The organism is Methylobacterium sp. WL119 (assembly GCF_008039875.1).
Lineage (GTDB): Bacteria > Pseudomonadota > Alphaproteobacteria > Rhizobiales > Beijerinckiaceae > Methylobacterium.
The window spans coordinates 148,729-172,873 of the sequence record NZ_VRUU01000002.1 but is presented as its reverse complement, the minus strand read 5'-3'; the positions used below and the strand labels follow the sequence as shown (position 1 = coordinate 172,873).

At 69.5% G+C, this 24,145-nt stretch carries 22 protein-coding genes, 1 tRNA gene and 1 pseudogene; 11 read left to right on the top strand and 13 right to left on the bottom strand.

Features of this window, described 5'->3' with window-relative positions; all coding sequences use genetic code 11:
* From prfA to FV227_RS01920, 3 genes are all read left to right on the top strand, one after another.
* Positions 1-1,086, top strand: a complete 1,086-nt coding sequence (prfA, locus tag FV227_RS01930; protein WP_147726318.1) for a peptide chain release factor 1 — start codon at positions 1-3, stop codon at positions 1,084-1,086.
* A 53-nt stretch (positions 1,087-1,139) separates the two neighbouring features.
* Positions 1,140-1,982, top strand: coding sequence for a peptide chain release factor N(5)-glutamine methyltransferase (gene prmC / locus FV227_RS01925; RefSeq protein ID WP_246686570.1), 843 nt, complete (start codon positions 1,140-1,142; stop codon positions 1,980-1,982).
* A gap of 442 nt (positions 1,983-2,424) precedes the next feature.
* Positions 2,425-3,657: a DUF4167 domain-containing protein gene (locus FV227_RS01920; protein WP_147858187.1), complete on the top strand. Its 1,233-nt coding sequence runs from the start codon at positions 2,425-2,427 to the stop codon at positions 3,655-3,657.
* Between the two features lie 279 nt (positions 3,658-3,936).
* Here the strand turns inward: FV227_RS01920 and FV227_RS01915 are convergent, their stop codons facing one another.
* The 3 genes from FV227_RS01915 to FV227_RS01905 form a co-directional block, all read right to left on the bottom strand.
* A complete protein-coding gene (locus tag FV227_RS01915) occupies positions 3,937-4,668 on the bottom strand; it encodes an RlmE family RNA methyltransferase (RefSeq protein ID WP_147729083.1) in 732 nt (243 codons plus the stop codon).
* Positions 4,665-5,753: a Ppx/GppA phosphatase family protein gene (locus FV227_RS01910; RefSeq protein WP_147729084.1), complete on the bottom strand. Its 1,089-nt coding sequence runs from the start codon at positions 5,751-5,753 to the stop codon at positions 4,665-4,667. Before FV227_RS01910 ends, FV227_RS01915 begins: the two co-directional genes overlap by 4 nt.
* A 229-nt stretch (positions 5,754-5,982) precedes the next feature.
* On the bottom strand, positions 5,983-6,456 hold the full coding sequence (locus FV227_RS01905) for a response regulator (RefSeq protein ID WP_147729085.1): 474 nt from the start codon (positions 6,454-6,456) through the stop codon (positions 5,983-5,985).
* A gap of 305 nt (positions 6,457-6,761) precedes the next feature.
* Here FV227_RS01905 and FV227_RS30255 point away from each other — a divergent pair, with 305 nt between their 5' ends.
* Both FV227_RS30255 and FV227_RS01895 read left to right on the top strand, forming a co-directional pair.
* On the top strand, positions 6,762-7,562 hold the full coding sequence (locus FV227_RS30255) for a cold shock domain-containing protein (protein WP_147858186.1): 801 nt from the start codon (positions 6,762-6,764) through the stop codon (positions 7,560-7,562).
* A 121-nt stretch (positions 7,563-7,683) separates the two neighbouring features.
* Positions 7,684-7,929, top strand: a complete 246-nt coding sequence (locus tag FV227_RS01895) for a hypothetical protein (protein WP_147858185.1) — start codon at positions 7,684-7,686, stop codon at positions 7,927-7,929.
* Positions 7,930-7,972: 43 nt separating this feature from the next.
* Here FV227_RS01895 and FV227_RS01890 read toward each other — a convergent pair whose 3' ends face one another.
* The 6 genes from FV227_RS01890 to FV227_RS01865 all read right to left on the bottom strand — a co-directional run bounded on the left by FV227_RS01890 (position 7,973) and on the right by FV227_RS01865 (position 13,767).
* Entirely contained in the window at positions 7,973-8,938 is a 966-nt protein-coding gene (locus tag FV227_RS01890) for an ABC transporter substrate-binding protein (RefSeq protein WP_147858184.1), read from the bottom strand.
* A gap of 75 nt (positions 8,939-9,013) precedes the next feature.
* Entirely contained in the window at positions 9,014-9,898 is an 885-nt protein-coding gene (locus tag FV227_RS01885; protein WP_147727982.1) for an ABC transporter permease, read from the bottom strand.
* Positions 9,898-10,695, bottom strand: coding sequence for an ABC transporter ATP-binding protein (locus tag FV227_RS01880; RefSeq protein WP_147858183.1), 798 nt, complete (start codon positions 10,693-10,695; stop codon positions 9,898-9,900). Before FV227_RS01880 ends, FV227_RS01885 begins: the two co-directional genes overlap by 1 nt.
* Before the next feature lie 174 nt (positions 10,696-10,869).
* Positions 10,870-10,945: transfer RNA gene (locus FV227_RS01875), tRNA-Lys, on the bottom strand.
* 142 nt (positions 10,946-11,087) lie between these two features.
* Positions 11,088-12,650, bottom strand: coding sequence for a 2-isopropylmalate synthase (locus FV227_RS01870; RefSeq protein WP_147727980.1), 1,563 nt, complete (start codon positions 12,648-12,650; stop codon positions 11,088-11,090).
* Between the two features lie 415 nt (positions 12,651-13,065).
* Complete coding sequence (locus FV227_RS01865; protein ID WP_147727979.1) at positions 13,066-13,767, bottom strand: response regulator transcription factor CtrA; 702 nt, start codon at positions 13,765-13,767, stop codon at positions 13,066-13,068.
* 418 nt (positions 13,768-14,185) lie between these two features.
* On the opposite strand from FV227_RS01865, the gene fliI reads away from it, so the two are divergent.
* From fliI to FV227_RS01840, 5 genes are all read left to right on the top strand, one after another.
* On the top strand, positions 14,186-15,541 hold the full coding sequence (gene fliI / locus FV227_RS01860; protein ID WP_147858182.1) for a flagellar protein export ATPase FliI: 1,356 nt from the start codon (positions 14,186-14,188) through the stop codon (positions 15,539-15,541).
* Positions 15,542-15,627: 86 nt separating this feature from the next.
* Positions 15,628-16,035 (top strand): flagellar export protein FliJ, encoded by a 408-nt coding sequence (fliJ, locus tag FV227_RS01855; RefSeq protein WP_147728232.1) that lies wholly within the window; start codon positions 15,628-15,630, stop codon positions 16,033-16,035.
* A 173-nt stretch (positions 16,036-16,208) separates the two neighbouring features.
* On the top strand, positions 16,209-17,261 hold the full coding sequence (locus FV227_RS01850; RefSeq protein WP_147728231.1) for a lysylphosphatidylglycerol synthase domain-containing protein: 1,053 nt from the start codon (positions 16,209-16,211) through the stop codon (positions 17,259-17,261).
* 361 nt (positions 17,262-17,622) lie between these two features.
* Positions 17,623-17,838: a hypothetical protein gene (locus FV227_RS29595; RefSeq protein WP_246686520.1), complete on the top strand. Its 216-nt coding sequence runs from the start codon at positions 17,623-17,625 to the stop codon at positions 17,836-17,838.
* Positions 17,835-18,356, top strand: coding sequence for a hypothetical protein (locus FV227_RS01840; protein ID WP_246686521.1), 522 nt, complete (start codon positions 17,835-17,837; stop codon positions 18,354-18,356). Before FV227_RS29595 ends, FV227_RS01840 begins: the two co-directional genes overlap by 4 nt.
* Here the strand turns inward: FV227_RS01840 and flhA are convergent.
* A complete protein-coding gene (flhA, locus tag FV227_RS01835) occupies positions 18,268-20,415 on the bottom strand; it encodes a flagellar biosynthesis protein FlhA (RefSeq protein ID WP_147728230.1) in 2,148 nt (715 codons plus the stop codon). The genes FV227_RS01840 and flhA overlap by 89 nt on opposite strands.
* A 197-nt stretch (positions 20,416-20,612) precedes the next feature.
* Between flhA and FV227_RS01830 the strand changes: the two are divergent.
* Positions 20,613-21,240, top strand: a pseudogene (locus tag FV227_RS01830) (general stress protein).
* A gap of 28 nt (positions 21,241-21,268) precedes the next feature.
* On the opposite strand, the gene FV227_RS01825 reads toward FV227_RS01830, so the two are convergent.
* The 3 genes from FV227_RS01825 to FV227_RS01815 form a co-directional block, all read right to left on the bottom strand.
* A complete protein-coding gene (locus FV227_RS01825; protein WP_147726066.1) occupies positions 21,269-22,510 on the bottom strand; it encodes a capsule biosynthesis protein in 1,242 nt (413 codons plus the stop codon).
* A gap of 88 nt (positions 22,511-22,598) precedes the next feature.
* Entirely contained in the window at positions 22,599-23,252 is a 654-nt protein-coding gene (locus FV227_RS01820; protein ID WP_147726065.1) for an ABC transporter ATP-binding protein, read from the bottom strand.
* 94 nt (positions 23,253-23,346) lie between these two features.
* Positions 23,347-24,141, bottom strand: a complete 795-nt coding sequence (locus tag FV227_RS01815; RefSeq protein ID WP_147726064.1) for an ABC transporter ATP-binding protein — start codon at positions 24,139-24,141, stop codon at positions 23,347-23,349.
* Positions 24,142-24,145: the final 4 nt, after the last annotated feature.

The following is a 24,145-nucleotide window of genomic DNA, read 5'->3' as shown; positions in this document are numbered from 1 at the left end:
ATGATCCCCTTTCCCCCCGACCGCCTCGACGCCATCCTCGTGCGCCACGACATCGTCACCGGCACCCTCGCCGCCGGCGATGCGAGCTCGGAGAGCATCGTCCAGCTCTCCCGCGAGCTGTCGGATCTCGATCCCGTGGTCGCCGGCATCCACGCCTATCGCGCCGCGGCCGCCAACCTGGCCGAGGTCGAGGCGCTGATCGACGAGCCCGGCGGCGACCCGGAGATGCGTGCGCTCGCCGCCGCCGAGAAGCCCGACGCCGAGGACGCGCTGATCAAGGCGCACCGCGACCTGCAGCTGATGCTGCTGCCCAAGGACGCGGCCGACGAGAAGAGCGCGATCCTCGAAATCCGCGCCGGCACCGGTGGCGACGAAGCCGCGCTGTTCGCCGGAGACCTGTTCCGGATGTACGCCAAGTACGCCGACACCAAGGGCTGGAAGGTCGAGGTCATCTCCGAGAGCGAGGGCACCGTCGGCGGCTATCGCGAGGTCGTGGCGGAGGTGAAGGGCCGCGGCGTCTTCGCCCGCCTGAAGTTCGAGAGCGGCGCCCACCGGGTCCAGCGCGTGCCCGACACCGAGGCGCAGGGGCGGATCCACACCTCCGCCGCCACCGTCGCGGTCCTGCCCGAGGCCGAGGAGGTCGACATCGTCGTCAACGACGCCGACCTGAAGATCGACACCATGCGCTCGCAGGGGGCCGGCGGCCAGCACGTCAACAAGACCGAATCGGCGATCCGCATCACCCACCTGCCGTCGGGGATCGTGATCTTCGTCCAGGAGGAGCGCTCCCAGCACAAGAACCGCGCCCGCGCGATGTCGCTGCTGCGGGCCAAGCTCTACGATGCCGAGCGCTCGGCCAAGGATGCGGTCCGCGCCGCCGACCGCAAGTCGCAGGTCGGCACCGGCGACCGCTCGGAGCGCATCCGAACCTACAACTTCCCGCAGGGCCGGGTGACCGACCACCGAATCAACCTCACCCTGTACAAGCTGGAGGAGATGCTCGCCGGCACCGCCCTCGACGAGCTGGTCGACGCGCTCGTGACGGAGCATCAGGCCGAGCTGCTCGCCGCGGAAGGCATGGCGTGAGCGGACGGGCCGACGCGCGCATCGTCCGCCCGGATCATACGCGCAGCCTTGCCCTGCGGCGCCTCGCCGAATGCTTCGCCGCGGAAGGCATACCCGAGGGCGATGCCCGCTTCCTGATGCTCGGCGTGCTCGATCTCCGCGCCGTCGACCTCGCGCTGCACGGCGGCCGAGCCCTCGGATCGGAGGGCGCGGACAGGTTGGAGGCCGCCGCGCGCCGGCGCGTTGCCGGAGAACCGGTGGCCCGCATTCTCGGAACGTGGGAGTTCTGGGGCCTGCCGTTCCGGCTGTCCCCGGAAACGCTGGTGCCGCGGTCCGACACCGAAACGTTGGTCGACGCCACGCTGGAAACGGTTTCGGACACGGCGGCCCCCCTCCGCATCCTCGACCTCGGCACCGGCAGCGGCTGCATCTTGGTCGCGCTGTTGAGCGCGTTGCCGAACGCGACCGGCATCGGCCTCGATCGCTCCTGGAATGCCCTGCGCACGGCGCGCGCGAACGCGCTCGACAATGGCGTCGCTCATCGCACCCTGTTCGTCGCCGGCGATTGGTGCGAGGCGCTCGTGGGCCGGTTCGACCGGGTGGTCTCGAACCCGCCCTACATCGCCAGCGCCGTGATCGCCGGCCTCGATCGCGAGGTGCGCGAGCACGATCCGATGGCCGCGCTCGACGGCGGCGGCGACGGGCTTGCGGCCTATCGACGGATCGTCGATGCGACGGCAGGCGGGTTGCTCGCGCCGGGCGGCTCGCTCCACCTCGAGATCGGCTACGATCAGGCGGACGCCGTGACGGAGCTGGGCCGGAAGGCGGGCCTTCGACAGAGCGGCATCACGCGCGATCTCGCCGGGCATACGCGGGTCGCGTCGTTCGTCGGTCGGCCCGACAAGGCGCCCGCATAGGGGATTTATGGCACCGATCACGCAAAATTCGCCGGAATCCCCATCAACTTCGCGCTGGATCCCCCGTCTCGACTTGCGGTTCGCGGACGATCCGTTAAGACGGAAAGCCGTAGGTTCGGTATAGCGCATCCTTTACGGGGTGGCGGCCGATCGCTCCACCGTCGATCAGACGCAGGCTCGGGTTCGAGCAGCGGCGCGGCGGTTTTCGAACCTGACAATCGACGGGCGTCTTGGACGCAAGCGTAGGCCCCGAGGGATCGGGACAGACGGCTGGTAGGCGAGCGGTTCGTGGATCAATTCCGATGATCCGTCCGCGGGCGCCGGCGAGGACCCGCACTGCGGCGCCTCGGGAGCCCGGCCCCCAGCCTTCCCCCCGACCAGACGCGCCTTTCGCAGTAACGAGGGTCATCTGAGACCGATGAGACCAAACCAGAACCGACGGGTGCGCGGCCGGAACCGGCCGAAGGGCCCGAACCCGCTAACCCGGTCCTACGAATCCAACGGACCCGACGTCAAAGTCCGCGGCACCGCCCAGCACATCGCCGACAAGTACGCTCAGCTCGCGCGGGACGCGCAGGCGGCGGGCGACCCGGTGGCGGCGGAGAACTACTTCCAGCACGGCGAGCACTATTTCCGGATCATCTCCGGCGCGCAGGAGCAGGGCCGCCCGCAGGCCGGCGCCGGCTACGCCTCGCGGTCGTACGACGACGACATGGAGGACGGCGACGAAGAGCAGGGCGGCGAGGCCAACGGCCAGGGCTATGCCGGCTACGCGCCCGAATACGGCGATCCGGGCCAACAGCCGCAGCCCTACGACAACCGCAGCGAGGGCGGCCAGCAGGACGGGCGCCAGGATCGCGGCCAGGATCGCAACCAGCAGGACAGGTTCGGCCAGAACCAGAACCGCGGCGACCGCCAGGAGCGCCGCGACCGGTTCCAGAACAACCGCAACGACCGGCCGCGCTTCGACAACGGCGCCCGCTTCGACAACCAGCGTCCCGACGGCAACCGCCAGGACGGCGGCCGGCAGGATCAGGGCCGCCAGGAGCACGGCCAGCGCGCCGATTACGATCGCCAGGACGCGCCCCGGCAGACCTTCAACCGCCAGGACAGCGGGCGGCAGGAGAACGGGCGGCAGGAGTATCCGCGCCAGGACAATCGGCAGGAGAACCGCGCCGAGTTCAACCGCCGCGATCAGTCGCGGGACGAGTTTCCGCGCCAGGACCTTTCGCGCCAGGATCCGTCTCGTCAGGAGCAGCCGCGCGCCGAAGCGCCCCGCGAGAACCGTAACGAGAACGGACGCACGGAGCAGCCGCGCCGCGAGCCGCGCCAGGAGGCCCGGACCGAGATGCCGGCCCGCGCCGAGGCGCCGGTGCGTGCGGAAGCGCCGGCCCGGGCCGAGGCTCCGGCCCGGCGCGAGCGTCGCCGCGAGGAGCCGGGGCCCGTCGCCGAGGATGCGGCCGGCCTCCCGGCCTTCCTGATGACGCCGCCCCGCCTGCCGCCGGCCGCCGAAGCGCCCGTGGCGGAGGCGCAGCCGCCGAGACCGCCCACGGCCGAAGGCGAGGACGCGCCGGCTCCGAAGGTCCGTCGCCGGCGGCGCCCGCGCTTCGAGGGGACCGAGGCCGAAGGTTCGCCGGAGACCATGGCACCGGACGGCGCCTCCTCGGTCGAGTAGACGCCAACATTCCCGCGAGACAGGCCGCTCCGGATCTCCGGGGCGGCCTTTTTCGTATCCGAAGTTCGGTCCCCGAAGGGCCGATCCGGCCTTCATCCGGTCGGGATACGCTCGGACGCAGAGAACGGGCCGGAGAGACGTGAGATCCAGGCCTCCCGGCAGTGCCAGCGGGCGTCGAGCGATAGGCTCTCGCGGCAGGTCACCGAGCCGGCATGGGTGCCACGGCACCGGCGTTTCGAGCCGGACCGCCCGTGCGCGCAGCAGGCGGAGCGCCGCGAATCAGTCCCCGTCCGCCTCGGCGAGGGCGAGGGCCGGCGTCGGCCCGCGATAGCCGGTCGCCAGCACGTAGAGCTCGCTCGAATCGGCCCGGCTCGCATTCGGCTTGACGTGCCGCACGAGGGAGAAGTCGCGCTTGAGGTCGGTGAGCAACGCGGTCTCTGTGCCGCCCTGCAGCACCTTGGCGAGGTAGGCGCCGCCGGGCGCCAGAACCTCCCGGGCGAACTCGGCCGCGGTCTCGGCGAGCCCGATGATGCGCAGGTGATCGGTCTTCTTGTGGCCGGTGGCGTTGGCGGCCATGTCGGACAGCACGAGGTCGGCCGGGCCGCCGAGCAGGCCGGTGAGGCGCTTCGGCGCCTCGGGGTCGAGGAAGTCGAGGGTGATGAACTCGACGCCCGGCATCGGCTCGATCTCGAGCAGGTCGATTCCGACGATGCGGCCGGTCTCGCCGACGATCTTCGCCGCGACCTGCGACCAGCCGCCGGGGGCGGCGCCGAGATCGACGATGCGCTGGCCGGGCTTCAGCAGCTTGAAGCGCTCGTCGATCTCCATCAGCTTGAAGGCCGCCCGCGAGCGGTATCCTTCGCGCTTGGCCCGCTGAACGTAGGGATCGTTGAGCTGGCGCTCGAGCCAGCTCTTCTGCGAATGGGTGCGCCCGCGCCCGGTCTTCACCCGCTGCTTGAGATCGCCGCGGACTCCGCCCGTCGCGCCCGCTCCGCCACGCCTGTCGGTCACCGGTAGCCCCCGCGGCGCCACACGCCGTCTTCCCGCATCATGTTCATCAACAATCCTTCGCGCAGGCCGCGATCGGCGATGCGCAGGCGCTCGGCCGGGAAGGCCCGGCGGATCGCCTCCAGGATCGCGCAGCCGGCGAGGACCAGGTCGGCGCGGTCGCGGCCGATGCACGGGTTCTCCGCCCGCTGGTCGAGCCGCGTGTCGAGCAGGTCGTCGATCGCACCGGCGACCTCGGCGTCGCTCATCCACAGCCCGTCGACCCGGCGACGCTCGTAGCGCACGAGGCGCAGGTGCATCGCCGCGATGGTGGTGACGGTGCCGGAGGTTCCGAGCAGGTGGAAGCCGGGCGCCGTCGCCGCGGCCGCCGCGCGGATCGCGAAGGGGCCCAGCATCTCGGCCACCTCCTCGACCATGCCCTCGAACATCATCCGCGTCACCTCGGAGCCGCCGTGGCGCTCGGCCAGGGTGACGACGCCGACCGGCAGCGAATCCCAGGCGCGGATGCGCAGGGTCGGATCGGTCGAGGGGTTGGCGGCCGAGCCGTCGAGCCAGGCGATCTCGGTCGAGCCGCCGCCGATGTCGAAGATCACCACCGATTCGGCTTGCGGGTCGGCGAGCGCGGCGCAGCCGGTGACGGCGAGATAGGCTTCGGTCTGCCGGTCGACGATCTCGAGATCGAGGCCCACCTCGGCCCGCACGCGCGCAACGAACTCGGCACCGTTCACGGCGAGCCGGCAGGCCTCCGTGGCGATGATCTTGGCCCGCCCGACGCCGCGGGCGCGCATCTTCCCCTTGCAGATCCGCAGCGCGTCGATCGTCCGCTCGATCGCCGCCTCGCTGAGCCGGTCGGAGCTGCCGAGCCCCTCGCCGAGCCGGACGATGCGCGAGAACGCGTCGATCACCCGGAATCCGTGCGAGGACGGCTCGGCGATGAGCAGGCGGCAGTTGTTGGTGCCGAGATCCAGGGCCGCGTAGGCGTTGCGGCGCACGTCGCGATGCGAGACCGCGGGGGCGGAACCGGGTGCCCCTGCCGGTGGCGCGCCCTGGGGGCGGGCCGGCGCGGTCGCGCCACTCTCGTCCCTCATCGGCGTCGCCGCGCTTTCCCATCCCTGGCCCCGGCGAACCGCCCGGCCATCATTCACGCTCGACCCTACTCGCTCGGCGGCGAACTGCAACGTCCCGTTCACGAATGCCGGGACTGCATCCACGGCCGTCGGCGCGACCGCAGCCGGCGACGAGGATCGAAAACCATGCGCCCGACGCCGAGACCCGGCCGCCGAGACATCGGATGCGATGCGCGATCACGCGGTCGCGTCAGGCCATCGCCTTGGCGAGGCTGGCGGCGCGGGAGGTCGGCCGCAGCAGGCTCTTCACCTGGGAGTAGGGTCGCGGCCGGTTGATCACCTCGTCGAGGCGCGACCACAACGTCTTGGGCGAAAACGGTTTCGCGATGATCTCGTTGACGCCGAGGGTGATCGCGCGGTCGACAACGTTCCGACGCGGCTGGGCGAGCATCAGGATGATGGGAATCGTCGGGCAAGGCGAGGTCGAGGGCGTGCGTGCCAGCCGGATGAACTCCTCGCCCGAGAGGATCGCCAGGTCCCAGTCGATGATCGTCAGGTCGGGCTTGCTCTCGGCGAGCACGCCGAGCGCCTCGGCCCCGTCCGGCGCCTCCAGCACCCGCTTGATGCCGACGCGCATCAGCATGTCGCGCACGATTCGACGGATGTAGAGGCTCTCGTCGACCACGAGGGCGGAGAAGTCCGGGAAGGTCGGGGTCGCGATCATCGAGGGGGCGGCACGCGGGGCCCGGCGGATGCGGGAGCCTGTCCCCCTTCATACGCGCCCGGCCTTTGCGCTTCCCTAACACGGCGCGCTCTGCAGCCTGGGTTTCACGACGACGAGAAAGTGATGGAACTCCGAGCTGATCGACAACAAGGTCCTTGCGGTCAACGGCCAATTGCGTCAGGACTGAGGCGTTATTCTTGGTTACCGCGACCGGGGGTAATGGGAGTGCGGGGCGTGAGCTGTCTGGGATGGCGCGCACGCGGTATTCGAGACGTGGTCGGCGGACGGTTTTTGGCGAGCTTTCGATGGGACGTGGTCGTGATTTCCGGGGGCCGCAGAAGCGCGGCTTCGATGAGGGTGGCGCAGAGCCAAGATGGCCTGATCAGGCTCCCCCGAGTGGCGGCGGATACGGTGGCGGCGGCTTCGGCGGCGGCGGTGGCGGGTTCGGTGGCGGCGGCGGTGGTTTCGATCGCGGCGCTCCCCGGGCTGCGGCGGCCCCTACGGGTCCGGAGCGCGATGCCACGGTCAAGTGGTTCAACAAGGAGAAGGGCTTCGGCTTCGTTGAGCTGGGCGACGGCTCGGGCGACGCCTTCCTCCACATCCGCGCCGTCGAGGCAGCCGGCCATGACGACCTGCTGCCGGGCACCCGGCTCACCGTTCAGACCGCGCAGGGCCAGAAGGGTCCGCAGGTCACCAACGTGACCAGCGTCGACACCTCGACGGCCGAGGCGGCTCCGCCCCGGCGCGAGATGCGCGATGCGCGTCCCCCGCGCGCCGGCGGCTTCGGCGGCGCCGGCGGCTACGGTGCCGGCGGTGGTTACGGCGGCGCCGGAGGCGGCTTCGGTGGCGGCGGCGGCGGTTACGGCGGCGGTGGCCGCGTCGCCTCGGGCCCCTCGACCGAGATGCAGGGCACCGTGAAGTGGTACGACCCGGCCAAGGGCTTCGGCTTCGTGTCGGTGAACGACGGCGGCAAGGACGTGTTCGTCCATCGCTCTGCCCTGTCGCGGGCCGGCCTCGAGTCGCTTGCCGAGGGTCAGACCGTGACGCTCGGTGTGGTCGACGGCCAGAAGGGCCGCGAGGCTCAGAGCATCAACGTCGACGATTGATCGGCGGCGTTTTTGGCGAACGCGGCGGCCTCGCTTCCGCCGCCTTCCCGCTGCGATTGGAACCGGCGGTCCCTCACGGGGCCGCCGTTTTGCGTTCCGGGACGGCAATCGGAGACATCTCATGCGTTGTACCGTACCGTTCGGAATCCTGCTCGCCCTCGCCACGGCGCAGCAGGCGAGGGCCGAGGATTTCACCGGCGCCTATGCCGGCGTGAACCTCGGCTACGGCTTCGAGCGCGAACGGGAGGCGAAGAAGCCCGGCCCCCTCCCGGAGAAGGACGCGGCGGTTCCGAGCGCGAACGATCTGCCACCGAGCGCGTCGATGGCAGCGAAGTCCCTCCGATCGTCGCGTCCGGCCGCCCGCTGAGACGGGGGACCATCCGCGCTGAGATCGCGGACGGCACCGGGCGCTACTGGCCGGCCATCGCCTTGGTGATGAAATCGCGCCGCACGAAGGTGGCGTAGTCCGGCTGGGCCGCGAGGTTGCCGAGGGCGATCTGCGTATCGAGGGCGATCTTGAGGGCATCGGACGTGATGTCGACGCTTTCCGGATAGACCTTGTCGCCCATCATGCGCTTGACCGCAGCCTCGACCACGGTCGGATCGAGGTTGGGGAACTCCTTCTTCGCCACCGCGACCGCCTTGGCCGGATCGGACTGCATCAGCCGGATCGCCGCCTGCATGCCGTCGACGAAGGCCTGCGCCACCGCCGGATCGACATCCCTGCGCGCGCTCACCGCCGAGAACGCGTAGGGGCCGTACTTCTCGGGGAAGCCGAGGACGACCTTCATCCCCTTGGCGGCGACCTGATCGAGGCCGGGCTCGTACAGCACGGCGACCTTGGCCTGGCCGGCGAGGAACGGGCCCGGCTCGGTGCCGAGCTGCACCTGCGTCAGCGTCACGTCGTCCTTCGACAGGCCGTTCTCCTTCAAGAGCTTGAGGAACAGCGAGGTGCTCGTCGTCGGCATCAACCCGGTGACGATGGTCTGCCCCTTGAGGTCCTTCACGTCGTTGAAGACGAAGTCCGGCGTCGTCGCGATCCACACGGCGGCACCGTTGACGACGTTGGCGATGACGCCGACGGGCGCGCCCTTGGAGGCCGCCACCGCGGTCCATTCCGGGCCGTGGATCGAGAACTGCGCGCTCTTCGAGATCACCGCCGAGAGCGCGACGCTCGGCGCGCCGGCCGTCTCCTTGGTCACGTCGATGCCGGCCTTCTCGAACAGGCCCTCGTCCAGGGCGACGTAGAGCGGCAGGTAGAGCATCGACTGGAAGGCCTGGCTCGCGGTCGCCTTCAGCGCCGCCGCCGAGGCGGGCAGGGCCCCCATCAGCCAGGCCGCGGCGACGGTCGCGATGAGGGGACGACGCTGGATCATCGGAAGGCTCTCGTTCTGCTGGCGGGAAGGGCGGGGCGGACGGCCGCGGCGAGCCGCGCTCCGCCGGCTTGGAACTCAGACCTGGACGCTGCAGGCGGTGTCGACCTGCCGCCACGGCAGGATGCGGCGCTCGGCGAAATCGATGACGTGGTAGAGCAGGAAGCCGACGAACATCAGCACGAACAGCCCGACCCAGACGGCGTTGAGGTCGTAGAGCGACGAGGCGTTGTAGATCAGGTGGCCGAGCCCGGCCTGGGACGAGATGAACTCGCCGACGACCGCGCCGACCAGCGCGAAGCCGATGTTGATCCGGAACATCCCGATGATCGCCGGCAGCGTCGACGGCACGATCACCGAGCGGAAGATCCGGTTCTTCGAGGCGCCCATCGAGGCCAGCAGCGCCTGCAGGTCGGGATCGGCGTCCCGGGCGGCCTGGTACGCCGCGATCAGCGCGACCAGCGCCGTCAGCGAGACCGCGAGCGCGACCTTCGAGACGAACCCGGTGCCGAACCACAGGATCACGATCGGGGCGAGCGCGATCTTCGGCACCGAGTTGATCGCGACGATGAACGGCTCGACGATCCGCGCCACCAGCACCGAGTACCAGAGCCCGAGCCCCGCGACCGAGCCGATCGCGGTGCCGATCACGAAGCCCAGGATGGCCTCCACCACCGTGAGCCAGGTGTCGTGGGCGAGGCTGCCGTCGAGCACGCTCTTGACGAACACCCGCCAGATGCCCGAGGGCGCGCCGACCAGGAACTCGGTGAGCCAGCCGGCATCGACCGCGACCTCCCAAGCCGCGAAGAACACGGCCACCGCGAGGAGCTGGATCAGTCCGCGCCCGAGCGTGGTGTCGATCGCCCGTGCCAGGGCACCGGGCCGGCGGCGTCGGGCCGGCGGCGTCGGTCGGCTCGCCGCCTCCGGCGGTGCCTGTTCGTGGGATAGGATCTGGATCGCCATCAGGCCGCCCTCGCGCTGGTCTGGATGTCGAGCTCGCCGCAGAGCGTATTGAAATACTCGGAGAAGCGCGGATCGCTGCGGGCGCCGATCGGCGACCGATCGCTGAGCGCGATGTCGTGCACCGCCTTCACCCGGGTCGGGCGATTGCCCAGCACCACAACGCGCTTCGAGAGCGCCACCGCCTCGTCGATGTCGTGGGTCACGAGCACGACGGTCTTGTGGAAGGTCTCGACCGCGTCGAGCAGCACGCCTTCGAGGTAGAGCCGGGTCTGGTAGTCGAGCGCCGAGAACGGCTCGTCGAGGAGCAGGATGTCCGGATCCATGATCAGCGTCCGGATCAGCGCCGCGCGCTGCCGCATGCCGCCTGACAGGGTCTTGGGGGAGGCGTTCTCGAAGCCGGACAGGCCGAAGCGGGCGAGGTAGTCCCGTGCCGTCTCGGTGGCGGCCCTGGCGTCGACGCCCTTCATCTCCAGGCCGAGCATCACGTTCTGCAGGACCGTGCGCCAGGGGAACAGCAGGTCCTTCTGCATCATGTAGCCGACGCGGCCGGACAGGCCGGGCACGATCTCGCCGCGAAAGCGCATCGTCCCCGCGTCGGGCTCGAGCAGGCCGGCGATCACGTTGAAGACCGTGGTCTTGCCGCAGCCGGACGGCCCGATGATGCTGACGAAGTCGCGCTCGTAGATGTCGAAGCTCAGCCCGTCGAGCACCGGGACGGCACCACCCTTCGCCGGGAACGCCTTGCGGATGCCCCGCAGGGCGAGCTGCACGTCCCGGCCGTTCGCAACCGCATCCATCACCGGCTCCACGCTGACGGCGGGATCCAGCAAGGCCCGGGCCAAACTGCATGCAGAATGCAGGCGCGAGGCCGAATCGGCGAGACACGCGTGATCGCTGGCGCCGGACCAAACGAAGAAGGGCAGAACGCGCGACCGCGTCCTGCCCTGACATCATCGAAGTTCGGAATCTTTTGGTGGGCGCACTAGGGTTCGAACCTAGGACCCGCTGATTAAGAGTCAGCTGCTCTACCAACTGAGCTATGCGCCCGATCGCATTGAGCGATCCGCCGCGGTCCACCAAGTCCCGCTGCGATGCGGGCTGATACCAACCGGGCCGGGGGCTGTCCACCCCGTGTTCGCGGTTTTTGCCCGCGAGCGGGAATTTTCCCCCGGGCCGGTCGGTTTTCGGCCTACTCCGCCGCCGCGTGCTGCGCGTGGAGGCGTACGGCCGAGGCCGAGAGCTTGTTCAGCGCCGAGAGGTAGGCCTTGGCCGAGGCGACGAGGGTGTCGGGGTCGGCGCCGCGTGCGGTGATCGAGCGCTCGCCGGCCTTCAGCCGCACCGAGACCTCCGCCTGGGCATCCGTGCCGGCGGTAACCGCGTGGACCTGGTAGAGCTCGAGCTGCGCCTCGTGCGGCACCAGCGCCTGGATCGCGTTGAACACCGCGTCGACCGGCCCGTTGCCGTCGGCCTCCTCGGTGAGCGTCTTGCCGTCGACGGCGACCTTCATGGTCGCGCGCTGCGGCCCGCGCGTGCCGGCGATGACCGAGAGCGAGACCAGGCGGATGCGGTCGTGCGCGGTGGCGAGATTCTCGTCGACCAGCGCCTCGATGTCCTCGTCGTAGACGTTCTTCTTGCGGTCGGCCAAGGCCTTGAACCGCTCGAAAACGTCCTGCAGCTGGTTGTCGGACAGCCTCAATCCGAGCTCGTCGAGCTTCGAGCGGAAGGCGGCGCGGCCGGAATGCTTGCCCATCACCAGGTTGGTCTTGGTGAGGCCGACCGAGGCCGGGGTCATGATCTCGTAGGTCTCGGCGTGCTTGAGCATGCCGTCCTGGTGGATGCCGCTCTCGTGCGCGAAGGCGTTGCGGCCGACGATTGCCTTGTTGAATTGTACCGGGAAGTTCGTGGCGTGGCTGACGAGCTTCGAGGCCCGGGTCAGCATCGTCGATTCGATGCCGGTCTCGTAGGGCAGCACGTCGGAGCGGGTGCGGATTGCCATCACCACCTCCTCAAGCGCCGCGTTGCCCGCGCGCTCGCCGATGCCGTTGATCGTGCACTCGACCTGCCGCGCGCCGCCCTCGATGCCGGCCAACGTGTTGGCGATCGCGAGGCCGAGATCGTTGTGGCAATGGACCGAGAAGATCGCCTTGTCGGCGTTCGGCACACGCTCGCGCACCGCCTCGAACATCGCGCGGTACTCGCCCGGCGTCGCGTAGCCGACGGTGTCGGGCAGGTTGATCGTCGTCGCGCCGGCCTTGATCGCCGCCTCGACGCAGCGGCACAGGTAGTCGATCGGCGTGCGGGTCGCGTCCATCGCCGACCACTCGACGTCGGCGACGAGGTCGCGGGCCTGCGCCACCGTCTTGAGGATGATCTCGACGACCTCGTCCTCGGTCTTGCGCATCTGGTGCGCGAGATGAATCGGCGAGGTCGAGACGAAGGTGTGGATGCGCCCCTGGCGGGCGTGCCGCACCGCTTCGCCGGCCCGGGCGATGTCGGCGGGGATGGCGCGGGCGAGCCCGGCGATGGTGGCGCGCTTGGCGCGGCGGGCGATCTCCGAGACGGCCTCGAAGTCGCCGTTCGAGGCGATCGGGAAGCCGGCCTCGATGACGTCGACGCCCATCGCGTCGAGCAGCTCGGCGACGGCGAGCTTCTCGTCAAGGGTCATGGTCGCGCCCGGGCATTGCTCGCCGTCGCGCAACGTCGTGTCGAAGATCACGACGCGGTCTTTTTTCGTCTCGGAAACGCTGGTCATCGGTTGTCCACCCTGTCGCGGCGCGCCCCCGCCGAGCGGATCGGGCGGCCTTCGAAGCCTGTGAGGTCGGCCATGCGATCCCCTGAAGGCCCAGGCGAACGCCCGGACGGCCCTCAGGGGCGGGTAAGCAGAAGCGAGCGGAGGGCGCGCGTCAGCGACGCCGCGGTCGCGGCCTCGACGATGACGGGTGCTGAGCCGGCGCTGGCCAAGGCTCGTCTCTCCTCGGCGCCGATCTCGGGACCGCACGGAGATGTGCGGGGCCGGCGACGCAGGCAGCATGGATATCCCTGGTTGGGCCCGAAGACAAGCGCGACCGTCGACCGGCCGAGCGGCGAAACCGGCCGCCGCAACGAAGAAGGCACCCGCGGAGCGATCCGCGGGTGCCTGTAGAGGGAAGAGCCGGGGCGGGCGAGGATCAGACGGCGATGCGCTCCTCGGCGTCCATCGGCTCGCGCAGCACGTAGCCGCGGCCCCAGACGGTCTCGATGTAGTTCTTGCCCTGGCTGGCGTTGGCGAGCTTCTTCCGCAGCTTGCAGATGAACACGTCGATGATCTTCAGCTCGGGCTCGTCCATGCCGCCGTAGAGATGGTTGAGGAACATCTCCTTGGTCAGCGTCGTGCCCTTCCGCAGCGAGAGGAGCTCCAGCATCTGGTACTCCTTGCCGGTGAGGTGGACGCGGGAGCCGGCGACCTCGACGGTCTTCTGGTCGAGGTTCACGATCAGGTCGGCGGTGGTGATCACCGACTGGGCGTGGCCCTTCGAGCGGCGGACGATCGCGTGGATGCGGGCCACGAGCTCGTCCTTGTGGAACGGCTTGGTGAGGTAGTCGTCGGCGCCGAAGCCGAGGCCCTTCACCTTGTCCTCAATGCCGGCCATGCCCGACAGGATCAGGATCGGCGTCTTGACCTTGGCGACGCGAAGGTTGCGAAGCACTTCGTAGCCCGACATGTCGGGCAGGTTCAGATCGAGCAGGATGATGTCGTAATCGTAGAGCTTGCCGAGATCGATTCCTTCCTCACCGAGATCGGTGGTGTAGGTGTTGAAGTTCTCGGACTTGAGCATCAACTCGATGCTCTGCGCCGTGGCGCCGTCGTCCTCGATCAGAAGTACCCGCATCGTCGATCCCCAGCCCGGCCGGCCGTATCAGCGTTCGGACACGTCGCCGCCATTCGTCCGCCACCGGCCTGTGGACGGACGCCCCATCGTCATTGACGTGAAACGCTATTCGTTAATCGTTAACAAAACCTGATTCTGTGTGGCAAGCGATCGTTTGACCCCGCCGCGACCTTTTTGCGTCCGGTGTTTGCGGTCTGTTCTCACCGCACAAACCGTCCGCGGCCGACGCCGCGCCCCCCGCCCCAGCCAAGTCCTTCACCCGTAACGGGCCGCACCCGTTTGTGACCGTTCCGCCACATCCAGCACGCATGTCCTGAGCGGATCGAGGGACCCGGACCAGCACTGCGATCGGCCCCGCTACAAGCCCGATGACCGCAGTGTTAAGGAGGGAGGTAAACGAACCGTTAGGGCTTCAGGAATGACGCAGGACCAGGGTGGGACCGCGGCACGGACGCTCTCGGGAATCCGCGCCGGGCTGGAGCGCGTCGAGCCGCTGGAGACCTACGGACGGGTCGTCGCGATTCGCGGCCTGCTCGTCGAGGTCGCAGGCCCCGTCGCCGCGATGCGGCTCGGCGGGCGGCTCGACGTCGAGGGCGCCGGCAGCGCCGGGCTCATCCCGTGCGAGATCATCGGCTTTCAGGGCGACCGGGCGCTCGCCATGCCGTTCGGCTCGCTCGAGGGCGTCCGCCGCGGCTGCCCCGCCTTCGTCCGCGACGAGGCCGCGGGCGCGATCCGGCCCTCGCCGGCCTGGCTCGGGCGCGTCGTCGATGCGCTGGGCCGCCCGGTGGACGGCCTCGGCCCGCTCGCCAGCGGGCCGGAGATCTACCCGCTGCGGGCCGACCCGCCGCCCGCCCATGCCCGACGCCGCGTCGGGACGCCACTCGATCTCGGGGTGCGCTGCCTCAACACCTTCCTGACGATGTGCGCCGGGCAGCGCATGGGCATCTTCGCCGGCTCCGGCGTCGGCAAGTCCGTGCTGCTGTCGATGCTCGCCCGCTACACCGCCGCCGACGTCGCGGTGATCGGTCTCGTGGGCGAGCGCGGCCGCGAGGTTCAGGAATTCCTGCAGGACGACCTCGGCGCCGCCGGCCTCGCCCGGTCCGTGGTCGTGGTCGCGACCTCGGACGAGCCGGCCCTGATGCGCCGGAACGCCGCCTACGTGACCCTCTCCGTCGCCGAGCATTTCCGCGATCAGGGCGCCAAGGTGCTGTGCATGATCGATTCGATCACGCGCTTCGCCATGGCCCAGCGCGACATCGGCCTCGCCGCCGGCGAGCCGCCGACCGCCAAGGGCTACACCCCGACGGTGTTCTCGGAGCTGCCGCGCCTGCTCGAGCGCGCCGGCCCCGGCGTGGGGGAGGGGACGATCTCGGCGCTGTTCACGGTTCTGGTGGAGGGCGACGACCACAACGAGCCGGTGGCGGATGCGGTGCGCGGCATCCTCGACGGGCACATCGTGATGGAGCGCTCCATCGCCGAGCGCGGGCGCTATCCGGCGGTGAACGTGCTGCGCTCGGTCTCGCGCACCATGCCGCGGTCCTGCGACCCGGCCTTCCTCCCGGTGGTGCGGCGGGCGCGCAAGCTGCTCGCGACCTTCGCCGACATGGAGGAGCTGATCCGCCTCGGCGCCTACCGCGCCGGCGCCTCGGCCGAGGTCGACGAGGCGGTGGCGCTCATGCCGCGATTGGAGGCTTTTCTGGGGCAGGGTAAGGAAGAAGCAACCTCCATCGGCGATGGTTACGCACGGCTCGCGGAGATCGTGGGCGGTTCCTGAGACGTGCGGTGCGGCGGCCCTTCGCCGCCTCCGCTCCTCGGGTCATATGCCTGGATCTCCTGCGTTGTGTGGAGTGAGCGTATCCCATGAAATCGCGTGACACGCTGATCCGGCTGCGCCGCTTTCAGGTCGACGAGAAGCGCCGCCGCGTCACCCAGATCGAGATGATGATGGCCGACTTCCAGCGCATGGCGATGGAGCTCGACCGCGAGGTCGTCCACGAGGAGGCCCGCGCCGGTATCACCGACATCGGGCATTTCGCCTACCCGACCTACGCCCGCGCCGCCGCCACGCGCCGGGACAACATGCGCCAATCGGCGATCGCCCTGGAAGGCCAGCTCGCCGAGGCCAAGGCTGAGCTCGGCGAGGCGTTCGAGGACCTGAAGAAGGTCGAGATCCTCGACGATCGCGAGCGCTCGGCCGAGCGCGCTGCGGAAGCCGTCCGCGAGCAGGCGGCGATGGACGGGATCGGCCTCGCCCGCGCCCGCGCCTGAGGCGAGCCGCGCCCCAGCGCCTCAGGCGCGGGCGCGTCCGCGCGAGAGGCAAGGCGGCACGAAACCGTCATGATCCGATGACATCAGACCGCGCAGGCGCGCTCCCGCGGGCGTGCTTGCGATGCGTCGCGTCCTGACGCATCAGGGGCGTTCCCCCCGAGGTGTCGGTGTCCATGAAGAAGATCAGCGATTTCATCTGGCCGATCGTCGGCCTCGCCGCGGTGATCGTCTCCGGATACCTGCTGTTTCGTGAATTGCGCGGCATCTCGCTGTCAGAGATCAAGGGTAGCCTCGCCGCCATCCCGCCGCACCGCTTCCTGCTCGCCGCCCTGTCGACGCTGGTCGCGTACGCCGCTTTGGCTTGGTACGACCGGATCGCGCTGCTGCATCTCGGCGTGACGCACATCTCAACGTTCTTCGTCTCGGTCTGCTCCTTCACCACCTACGCGCTGTCGCACAACATCGGCGCCTCGGTGTTCTCCGGGGCGGTGGTGCGCTACCGCGCCTACACCGCCAAGGGCCTGTCGGCCGCGCAGGTCGCGGTGCTCGTGGCCCTGTGCTCCTTCACCTTCGGCCTCGGGACGATCCTGCTCGGCGGCTTCGTGCTCGTCGCGCTCCCCGATACCCTGACGCGCCTCCAGGGCTACCTGCCGGCGATCCTCACCAACCCGAGCACCGCCCGCACCCTCGGCGCTGTCCTGCTCGGCGCGGTCGCGCTCTACATCGCCGGCTCGCTGCTCCGGCTGAAGCCGCTGACGATCCGGTCGTTCAAGCTCGAGTACCCGCGCCCGCCGATCATGATCCGGCAGATCATCGCGGCCCCGCTGGAGCTGCTGGGGGCCGCCGGCATCATCTATTTCGCGCTGCCCGAGGCGCACAATCCCGGCTTCCTCGTGGTCCTTGCGGTCTTCCTCGCCTCGTTCTCGGCGGCGCTGGTCTCGAACGCGCCGGGCGGCCTCGGCGTGTTCGAGCTGGTCTTCGTGGTGGCGATGCCCGACATCGCTCGGCCCTCGATCATCGCCGCGCTCCTCGTCTTCCGGATGTTCTATTTCTGGCTTCCGTTCCTGATCTCGGTGATCGTGGTGCTGCTCTACGAGCGCAACCGCCTGGCCGGCGCCCTGCGCGGGACCGGGACGTCGGCAGCCCCCACGCCGGACCCGCCGCTCGTCGCGCCCGGCCTCGATCCGGCGAAGATCGAGCGGGACCTGAAGCAGAAGACGGTGTGAGAGACAGGGCTTATGGCGCAACCGCTCGGCCACGAGCGCTTGCGGCAGGCCCTTGAGGCCCTTGGAGCGGATCTGGCCGCGCGCGGCCTTTTCGTCGAACTGGCCGTGCACCGTGGCGGCGCTCTGATCCTTCGCGTCGCATGGCGGTGATCGACGCGGGACGTCGACGCGGTGGTGCGGGAAGGTTTCGACGAGGCGACGCTCGCGCCATCCGTCGCCCGGGTCGCCGGGCTGATGGGCCTCGATCCCGACTGGCTCAACAATGCCGTCGGCATGTTCACGCCCCTCGACGAGCCCGAGAGCTTGTTCGATGTGTCGGGCACCTATCCCAGCGAGGGCCCCCCCGGGGCTGAGGACGCTCGTGGCCCGTCCGCACTATCTCCTCGCCATGAAGCTCCGCGCCCTGAGCAGCCTCGATCGCGGAACGCGCGACATGGACGATGCCCGCGCGCTCGCCGCCCATCTCGGGATCCTCGACCTGGAAAGCCTGCACGCCCTCTACGCGTCGATCTACGACGAAGCCCCGCCGATCGATGCGCAACTCCGCTTTCCGGGCGTCCTGGACGCGTCGCCGTGAGACCCGCCACGCTGCACGCGCTCGCCATCCGCATCCGCGAGGATGGCGAATGGGATCATCACAGCCGCGAGTTTCTCGACGCATTCTACGCGCTCGACGGCGAGATCGAGCGCCAGGCGGCGATGATCGCCGGCGATCCCGGACTCGTCGGCGATCGGCGCGCGGACGCCTATCTCGGTGCGATCGCCGAGCATCTTGTACGCCGTTGGGGATTGCCGATCCCCGGATGGGTGCGGGACGACGCGCGTTACCTCACCACGGCGTGGTTCCTGCTGGACGAGCCGAACCTGCGCGACTACCTGCTCTGCGCGAGCCCGGTCGCCTTCCGGGTTCGCCTGATCTTCACGGGTCCGGACCCGCTGCAACGCGCGCGATTTCCCTATCGCCGCGGCGTTCGAAGCCTGCCGCTCGATTATCCGCCGCCGGACCTCAGACCGAGCCGACGTTGCGAAGCCGCGCCCGCGCGTGAATTTCCGCCTGGCTCATCACCGGCGTCTCGCGGCGGAAGCGCTCGATGATCGAGCGGACGAACGGCCGGGCCTGGACCGAGGTGACGAGCACCGGCATCTCGCCCATGCGGGCGGCGGTCTCGAACCGGTCGCGCACCGTCTGCACGAATTCGGTGAGCTTCGAGGGCTGCATCGCCAGGTAGCGCTCGTCGCGCTCGCCGACGATCGAATCGAGGAAGGCCTGCTCCCAGGCCGGCGACAGGGTGATGATCGGCAGCATGCCGTCGGCGCCCTGATACTGCGCACAGATCTGGCGGCCGAGCCGCGCGCGGACGTGCTCGACGATGTCGCGCGGGTTCTTGATCGATCCGGCGACCTCGGCGATGCCCTCGACGATGGCGCCGAGGTCGCGGATCGAGACGCGCTCGGCCAGCAGGAACTGCAGCACCCGCTGGATGCCGGTGGTGTTGATCTGCGAGGGCACGACCTCCTTGACCAGGTCGGCGTGCTCCTTGGACAGCTCGCGCAGCAGCTTCGAGACCTCGACGTGGTTGAGAAGTTCCGAGACGTGCGCCTTGATGATCTCGGTGAGGTGCGTCGAGACGACGGTGGCCGCATCGACGACCGTGTAGCCCTTGAGCTGGGCCTGATCGCGCAGGGACGCGTCGATCCAGGTCGCCGGCAGGCCGAAGGTCGGCTCCAGCATGTGCTGGCCGGGAAGCTGCACCTGCCCGCCCATCGGGTCCATCGCCATGAACTGGCCGGGGAAGATCTGGCCGGTTCCGGCCTCGATCTCCTTCACGCGCACGACGTACGCGTTGGCATCGAGCTGGACGTTGTCGAGGATCCGAACGGAGGGCATGACGAAGCCGAGATCGGCCGCCAGCTGCCGGCGCAGCGCCTTGATCTGGTCGGTCAGCCGGTCCTGTCCCTCGCCGTTGACGAGGGCGAGGAGGGCGTAGCCCATCTCGAGCTTGAGCTCGTCGAGCTTCAGGAGGTCGGTGACCGTCTCCTCCTTCTCCTTGGCCGCGGCCGCCACCGCCGCCGCGTCCATCGGCACGCCGGCGGCATCGAGCGGGGGCGCCTCGCGGGCGGTCTTCGCGAACCGCCAGGCGGCGTAGCCGGAGGCGCCGGCGAGGGCGAGGAACGGAAGCATCGGCATGCCGGGCATCAGCGCGATCAGCACCATCACGCCCGAGGACATGCCGAGCGCCTTCGGGTAGTTGGCGAGCTGCTTGCCGAGCGCCTTGTCGGCCGAGCCCTTCACGCCGGCCTTCGAGACGAGGATGCCGGCCGCGGTCGAGACGATCAGCGCCGGAACCTGCGAGGCGAGGCCGTCGCCGATGGTGAGCAGGGTGTAGCTCTTGGCCGCCGCGCCGATCGCCATGTCCTGCTGCGCGACGCCGATGATGATGCCGCCGACAACGTTGATGAAGGTGATGAGCAGGGCCGCGATCGCGTCGCCGCGGACGAACTTCGAGGCGCCGTCCATGGCGCCGAAGAACGACGATTCCTCCTCGAGCGCCGAGCGCCGCGCCTTGGCGACCTTCTCGTCGATCAGGCCGGCCGAGAGGTCCGCGTCGATCGCCATCTGCTTGCCGGGCATCGCGTCGAGGGTGAACCGCGCCGCGACCTCGGCGATGCGGCCCGAGCCCTTGGTGATCACGACGAAGTTCACGATGATCAGGATCGCGAACACGATGATCCCGATGACGAAGTTGCCGCCCATCACGAAGTTGCCGAAGGCTTCGATCACGTGGCCGGCCGCCGCCGTGCCCTCGTGACCGTGCCCGAGGATCAGCCGGGTCGAGGCGAGGTTGAGCGCCAGCCGCAGCATGGTCGCCATCAGCAGCAGCGTCGGGAAGACGGTGAACTCGAGCGGGTTGTCGATGAACAGCCCGGTCATCATGATCAGCACCGACATGATGATCGACACGGCGAGCAGCAGGTCGAGCAGCACCGACGGCAGCGGGAAGATCAGCACCGCGAGGATGCCCATCACCGCGGTGGCGAAGAACAGGTCGGTGCGCTTGGTGAGCGCATCGAGGCTGGCGCGGTTCGGCATCGAGAAGCCGGCGAGCGCCGACAGGCCTCCGCTCCGCTCCGACGCGATCGCCGTCTCGCTCATGTCCACCGCTCCCGCCCGCGATAGGCGGACCCGGCAAGATCTGCCGGGCGGATGGTTAGCGGCGCCTTAACGGACGCGATCGATGCCTAAGGCCAAGCTGGAACCCGGCTCGGATCCCGGGGCTTGAACGGGCTCGGGATCGGGCCCGCCGTCCAGGCGGGTTGCGCGATCCGAGGTTCGACACCGGAGGAATGCCCATGGCGATGCGAGCCATCACCGCCCTGTTCGACGATTACGACGCGGCAGCCCGCGCGGTCGACAAGCTCGAGGCCGAGGGCATTCCGCACGGCGACATCAGCATCGTCGCGAACAACGCCGAGGATCGGCACGCCGGGCGCTTGGCCCCCGTCGGGGATCCGACGCGCTCGTCCGACCCGAACGACGCCAACGTCGGAGGCGCCGGCACCGGCGCGACGCTCGGCACCGTGCTCGGCGGCGGGCGGGCTGCTCGGCGCGCTGACCGGCGCCGGCCTCAGCGAGCACGAGGCGGAGACCTATGCGGAGGGCGTGCGCCGGGGCGGGACCCTCGTCACCGCGCGCGTCGACGAGGGCCATGCCGACCGCGTCCTCGCCATCCTCGATCGGCACGGCTCGATCGATCTCGACGAGCGGGCGCAGGGCTGGCGGGCACAGGGCTGGACCGGCGGGATGACCGGCTCGGACGGGGCGAGGGGTGAGATCGGGTCGACCGCGATCGGCGCCGCGGGCTCGACCACGACGGGGCTCGACACCGAGAGCGGTCACACCCTGCTGCCGGCGGAGGAGCACAAGGCCGCCGGCACGCCGCCTGCGCCGACCCAGACCTTCGGATCGGACCGCCGCTGACCGCCCGAACCTAGTCGCCTTGCGGCGATCAGGTTATCTGCTTGCGGGCGAACAGGGCGGCGGCGAAGAACACCGCCGCGCCCGCCGCGACCAGGCTGCTCATCAGCAGGCGCCGCGGTTGCGTCGAGGATTCCGCCAGCACCGGCTCGACGATCGGGCTGAAGAACTCGATCTGCCGCGCCGCGATCATCCGCGCGCGCTCGTTGGCGGCGATGACCTTGGCGTAGTATTTCTCGGTGTCCTTGCGCTCGTTGTCCAAGGCTTCGAAGCGCGTCAGCGCGTCGGAAAGCAGGCGCTTCTGCTCCGGATCCTGGCTCGCCGACTGACGCTCGATCCGGCTGATGTTGTCGTCGAGGTCCTTGATCTGCGCCTTCATGTCTTGGATCCGGCGCGATTCCGGTGCGAGGTCGCGCAGCGACATCGTCAGCTGAACCGACAGGTTGATGCGCGCGGCACGAAGCTCGCCGATCACCTTCAGATTGGTCTCGTTGGCCTTCTGCGCGTCGAGGACGCCGTCCCGGTTGCGCAGGTCGCGCACCGCGAGGCGGATCTTGGCGAGGCGTTCCTCGGCGAGGCGCATCTCGCGGTTGCTCTCGGCGACCGCGTCGGTGCGCGCGCGCATGCTGAGCTCGTTCACCATCCGCTCGGCTTCCGCCATCACCGCCTTGGTGATCGCCAGCGACTCGGCCGGGTCGAATGCCGACACCGTCAGCGACATGATGCCGGAGCTGCCCTCGAGCTCGACGTTCACGCGCTCGCGCCAGTATTTCAGGAACTTCTCGATCGGCTTCTCGGCGTCGAAGCGGGAGAGGAAGTCGATCTGATCCCGGCTGAACCATTCCCGGATCGGCAGCTTCGCCTGAATGACTTCCAGCATCGGCCGGCTGAGGACGTACTGGTGCGTGATCAGCACGTCCTGGGCCAGCATCTCCTTGGGAACGCCGGCGTTGGTGCCGACCGCGTCGGGGGTCGCCTTCTCGGCGCCGCCGAGCGCCGGGCGCAGCGCGAAGCGCGCCTCGGTGACGAAGCGGTCGGAGGCCATGAGGCCGTAATAGATCCCGCCGAGCGCGGTCGGCAGGACGAAGCAGAGCACGAACAGGATCGGCAGCCACGGATCGCTCTTCACGTGGCTCTGGTAGGAGCGGATGCCCTTCTTGCGGTCGGCGAAGCGGGACAGCCGCGCGATCTGGCTCAGCGACTCCGCCACCGCCTTGGACCGGTCGGCGGTCGTCAGCGGCTGGCCCTGGGGATTGCGGATCTCGACGTTCATGGACCTGCTGTTTCCGTTGTCCCGGCGGAGGCGGCGACCACCCTCGGCTTCGTGCGCGGCGAAACGATGTCCGCCGCGCCGCGCATCCTCACGCGTTCAGGCGGCGATAGACCTCGATCGCGTCGTTGACGTCCTCGTAGATGATCGCGCGGCCGTTGATCAGCACGATGCCCTGCGTGCACCACTCGCGGATGGTCTCCATCGAGTGGGACACCATGATGACGTCGGCCGACTTGCGCCGCTCGGCGAACACCTCCGAGCAGCGCCGCTGGAAGCGCGCGTCGCCGACCGCCGTGACCTCGTCGATCAGGTAGCAGTCGAACGGGATCGCCATGCTCATCCCGAAGGCGAGGCGGGAGCCCATGCCCGAGGAGTAGGTCCGGATCGGCACGTCGAGGTAGCTGCCGAGCTCGGAGAAGTCCTCGACGTAGTCGAGCACCCGCTTCGGGTCCTCGCCGTACACCCGGGCGACGAAGATCACGTTGTCGCGCCCCGTCATCATCGGGTGGAAGCCGCCGCCGAAGCCGAGCGGCCAGGAGACCCGGAGGTTCCGCTTGATCTTGCCGCTCGTCGGCTCCTCGGTGCCGCCGATCATGCGCATCGTCGTCGACTTGCCGGCGCCGTTGATCCCGAGGATGCCGTAGCTGATGCCGGGCTTCAGCGTCAGCGACACCCGCTCCAGGATCGTGCGGCGGTGGCCGTCGGTCTTGTAGATCTTGGTGACGTTCTCGAAGCGGATCACCGCGGGCCGGTCTCCTCGGCGCGACCGGGTCGGCAGGTCGCCCCGCGGCTGTGCGCACCGAAAACGGCGAATCTGAGGATGGCCGGCCGCGCGCCTAATCGACGGCCGGGGCGTGCAACTCGGCGTTGGTGAAGCGCTGCTGCTCCTCCATCACCAGCGCGCCGAGCTCGCGCTTGATCGCGTTGAAGTCCTGGCTCGCCGGATCGCGCGGGCGCGGCATCGGCACGACGACGTCGCGTTTGATCCGGCCCGGGCGGTAGGTCATCACCAGGATGCGGTCGGCGAGGTAGATCGCCTCCTCGATCGAGTGCGTCACGAACACGATCGTCTTGCGGTATTCCGACCAGATCCGGAGCAGCTCGTCCTGCAGCGTTCGGCGGGTCAGGGCGTCGAGCGCGCCGAAGGGCTCGTCCATCAGCATCACCGGCGGGTCGAGGGCCAGGATGCGGGCGATCGCGACGCGCTGGCGCATGCCGCCGGACAGGTCCTTCGGATAGCGCTTGCGGAAGTCGGAAAGGCCGAGCGTCGCGACGATGCGGTCGACGGTGACGGTCGCCTCGGGCTTGGGCACCCCCTTGATGTCGAGGCCGAAGCGCACGTTGTCCTCGACGTTCATCCACGGGAACAGCGCGTATTCCTGGAAGACCATGCCGCGGTCCGGCCCCGGCTGGGTCACCGGGCGGCCGCCCAGCGTGATCCGCCCGTCGGTCAGCGGGGTGAAGCCGGCGATGGCGTTCAGCAGGGTGGACTTGCCGCAGCCCGACGGACCGAGCAGGCACAGGAACTGGCCTTCGGGCACCGTGGCGGTGATGTCCTGCAGCGCCGCGACCGCGGCGGTTCCGGAGCCGAACACCTTCACGGCGTTCGCGACGACGATCTCTGCGGACATGAAC

Excerpts from the sequence above, each read along its gene's own strand:
- FV227_RS01885 (WP_147727982.1), bottom strand. The coding sequence starts at position 9,898 with ATGGCGATCCAGATCCTATCCCACGAACAGGCACCGCCGGAGGCGGCG.
- fliI (WP_147858182.1), top strand. The coding sequence starts at position 14,186 with ATGACGCAGGACCAGGGTGGGACCGCGGCACGGACGCTCTCGGGAATC.
- FV227_RS01870 (WP_147727980.1), bottom strand. The coding sequence starts at position 12,650 with ATGACCAGCGTTTCCGAGACGAAAAAAGACCGCGTCGTGATCTTCGAC.
- FV227_RS01880 (WP_147858183.1), bottom strand. The coding sequence starts at position 10,695 with ATGGATGCGGTTGCGAACGGCCGGGACGTGCAGCTCGCCCTGCGGGGC.
- FV227_RS30255 (WP_147858186.1), top strand. The coding sequence starts at position 6,762 with ATGGGACGTGGTCGTGATTTCCGGGGGCCGCAGAAGCGCGGCTTCGAT.
- FV227_RS01815 (WP_147726064.1), bottom strand. The coding sequence starts at position 24,141 with ATGTCCGCAGAGATCGTCGTCGCGAACGCCGTGAAGGTGTTCGGCTCC.
- FV227_RS01825 (WP_147726066.1), bottom strand. The coding sequence starts at position 22,510 with ATGAACGTCGAGATCCGCAATCCCCAGGGCCAGCCGCTGACGACCGCC.
- FV227_RS01890 (WP_147858184.1), bottom strand. The coding sequence starts at position 8,938 with ATGATCCAGCGTCGTCCCCTCATCGCGACCGTCGCCGCGGCCTGGCTG.
- flhA (WP_147728230.1), bottom strand. The coding sequence starts at position 20,415 with ATGAGCGAGACGGCGATCGCGTCGGAGCGGAGCGGAGGCCTGTCGGCG.
- fliJ (WP_147728232.1), top strand. The coding sequence starts at position 15,628 with ATGAAATCGCGTGACACGCTGATCCGGCTGCGCCGCTTTCAGGTCGAC.
- prfA (WP_147726318.1), top strand. The coding sequence starts at position 1 with ATGATCCCCTTTCCCCCCGACCGCCTCGACGCCATCCTCGTGCGCCAC.
- FV227_RS01910 (WP_147729084.1), bottom strand. The coding sequence starts at position 5,753 with ATGAGGGACGAGAGTGGCGCGACCGCGCCGGCCCGCCCCCAGGGCGCG.
- FV227_RS01865 (WP_147727979.1), bottom strand. The coding sequence starts at position 13,767 with ATGCGGGTACTTCTGATCGAGGACGACGGCGCCACGGCGCAGAGCATC.
- FV227_RS01905 (WP_147729085.1), bottom strand. The coding sequence starts at position 6,456 with ATGATCGCGACCCCGACCTTCCCGGACTTCTCCGCCCTCGTGGTCGAC.
- FV227_RS01895 (WP_147858185.1), top strand. The coding sequence starts at position 7,684 with ATGCGTTGTACCGTACCGTTCGGAATCCTGCTCGCCCTCGCCACGGCG.
- FV227_RS01850 (WP_147728231.1), top strand. The coding sequence starts at position 16,209 with ATGAAGAAGATCAGCGATTTCATCTGGCCGATCGTCGGCCTCGCCGCG.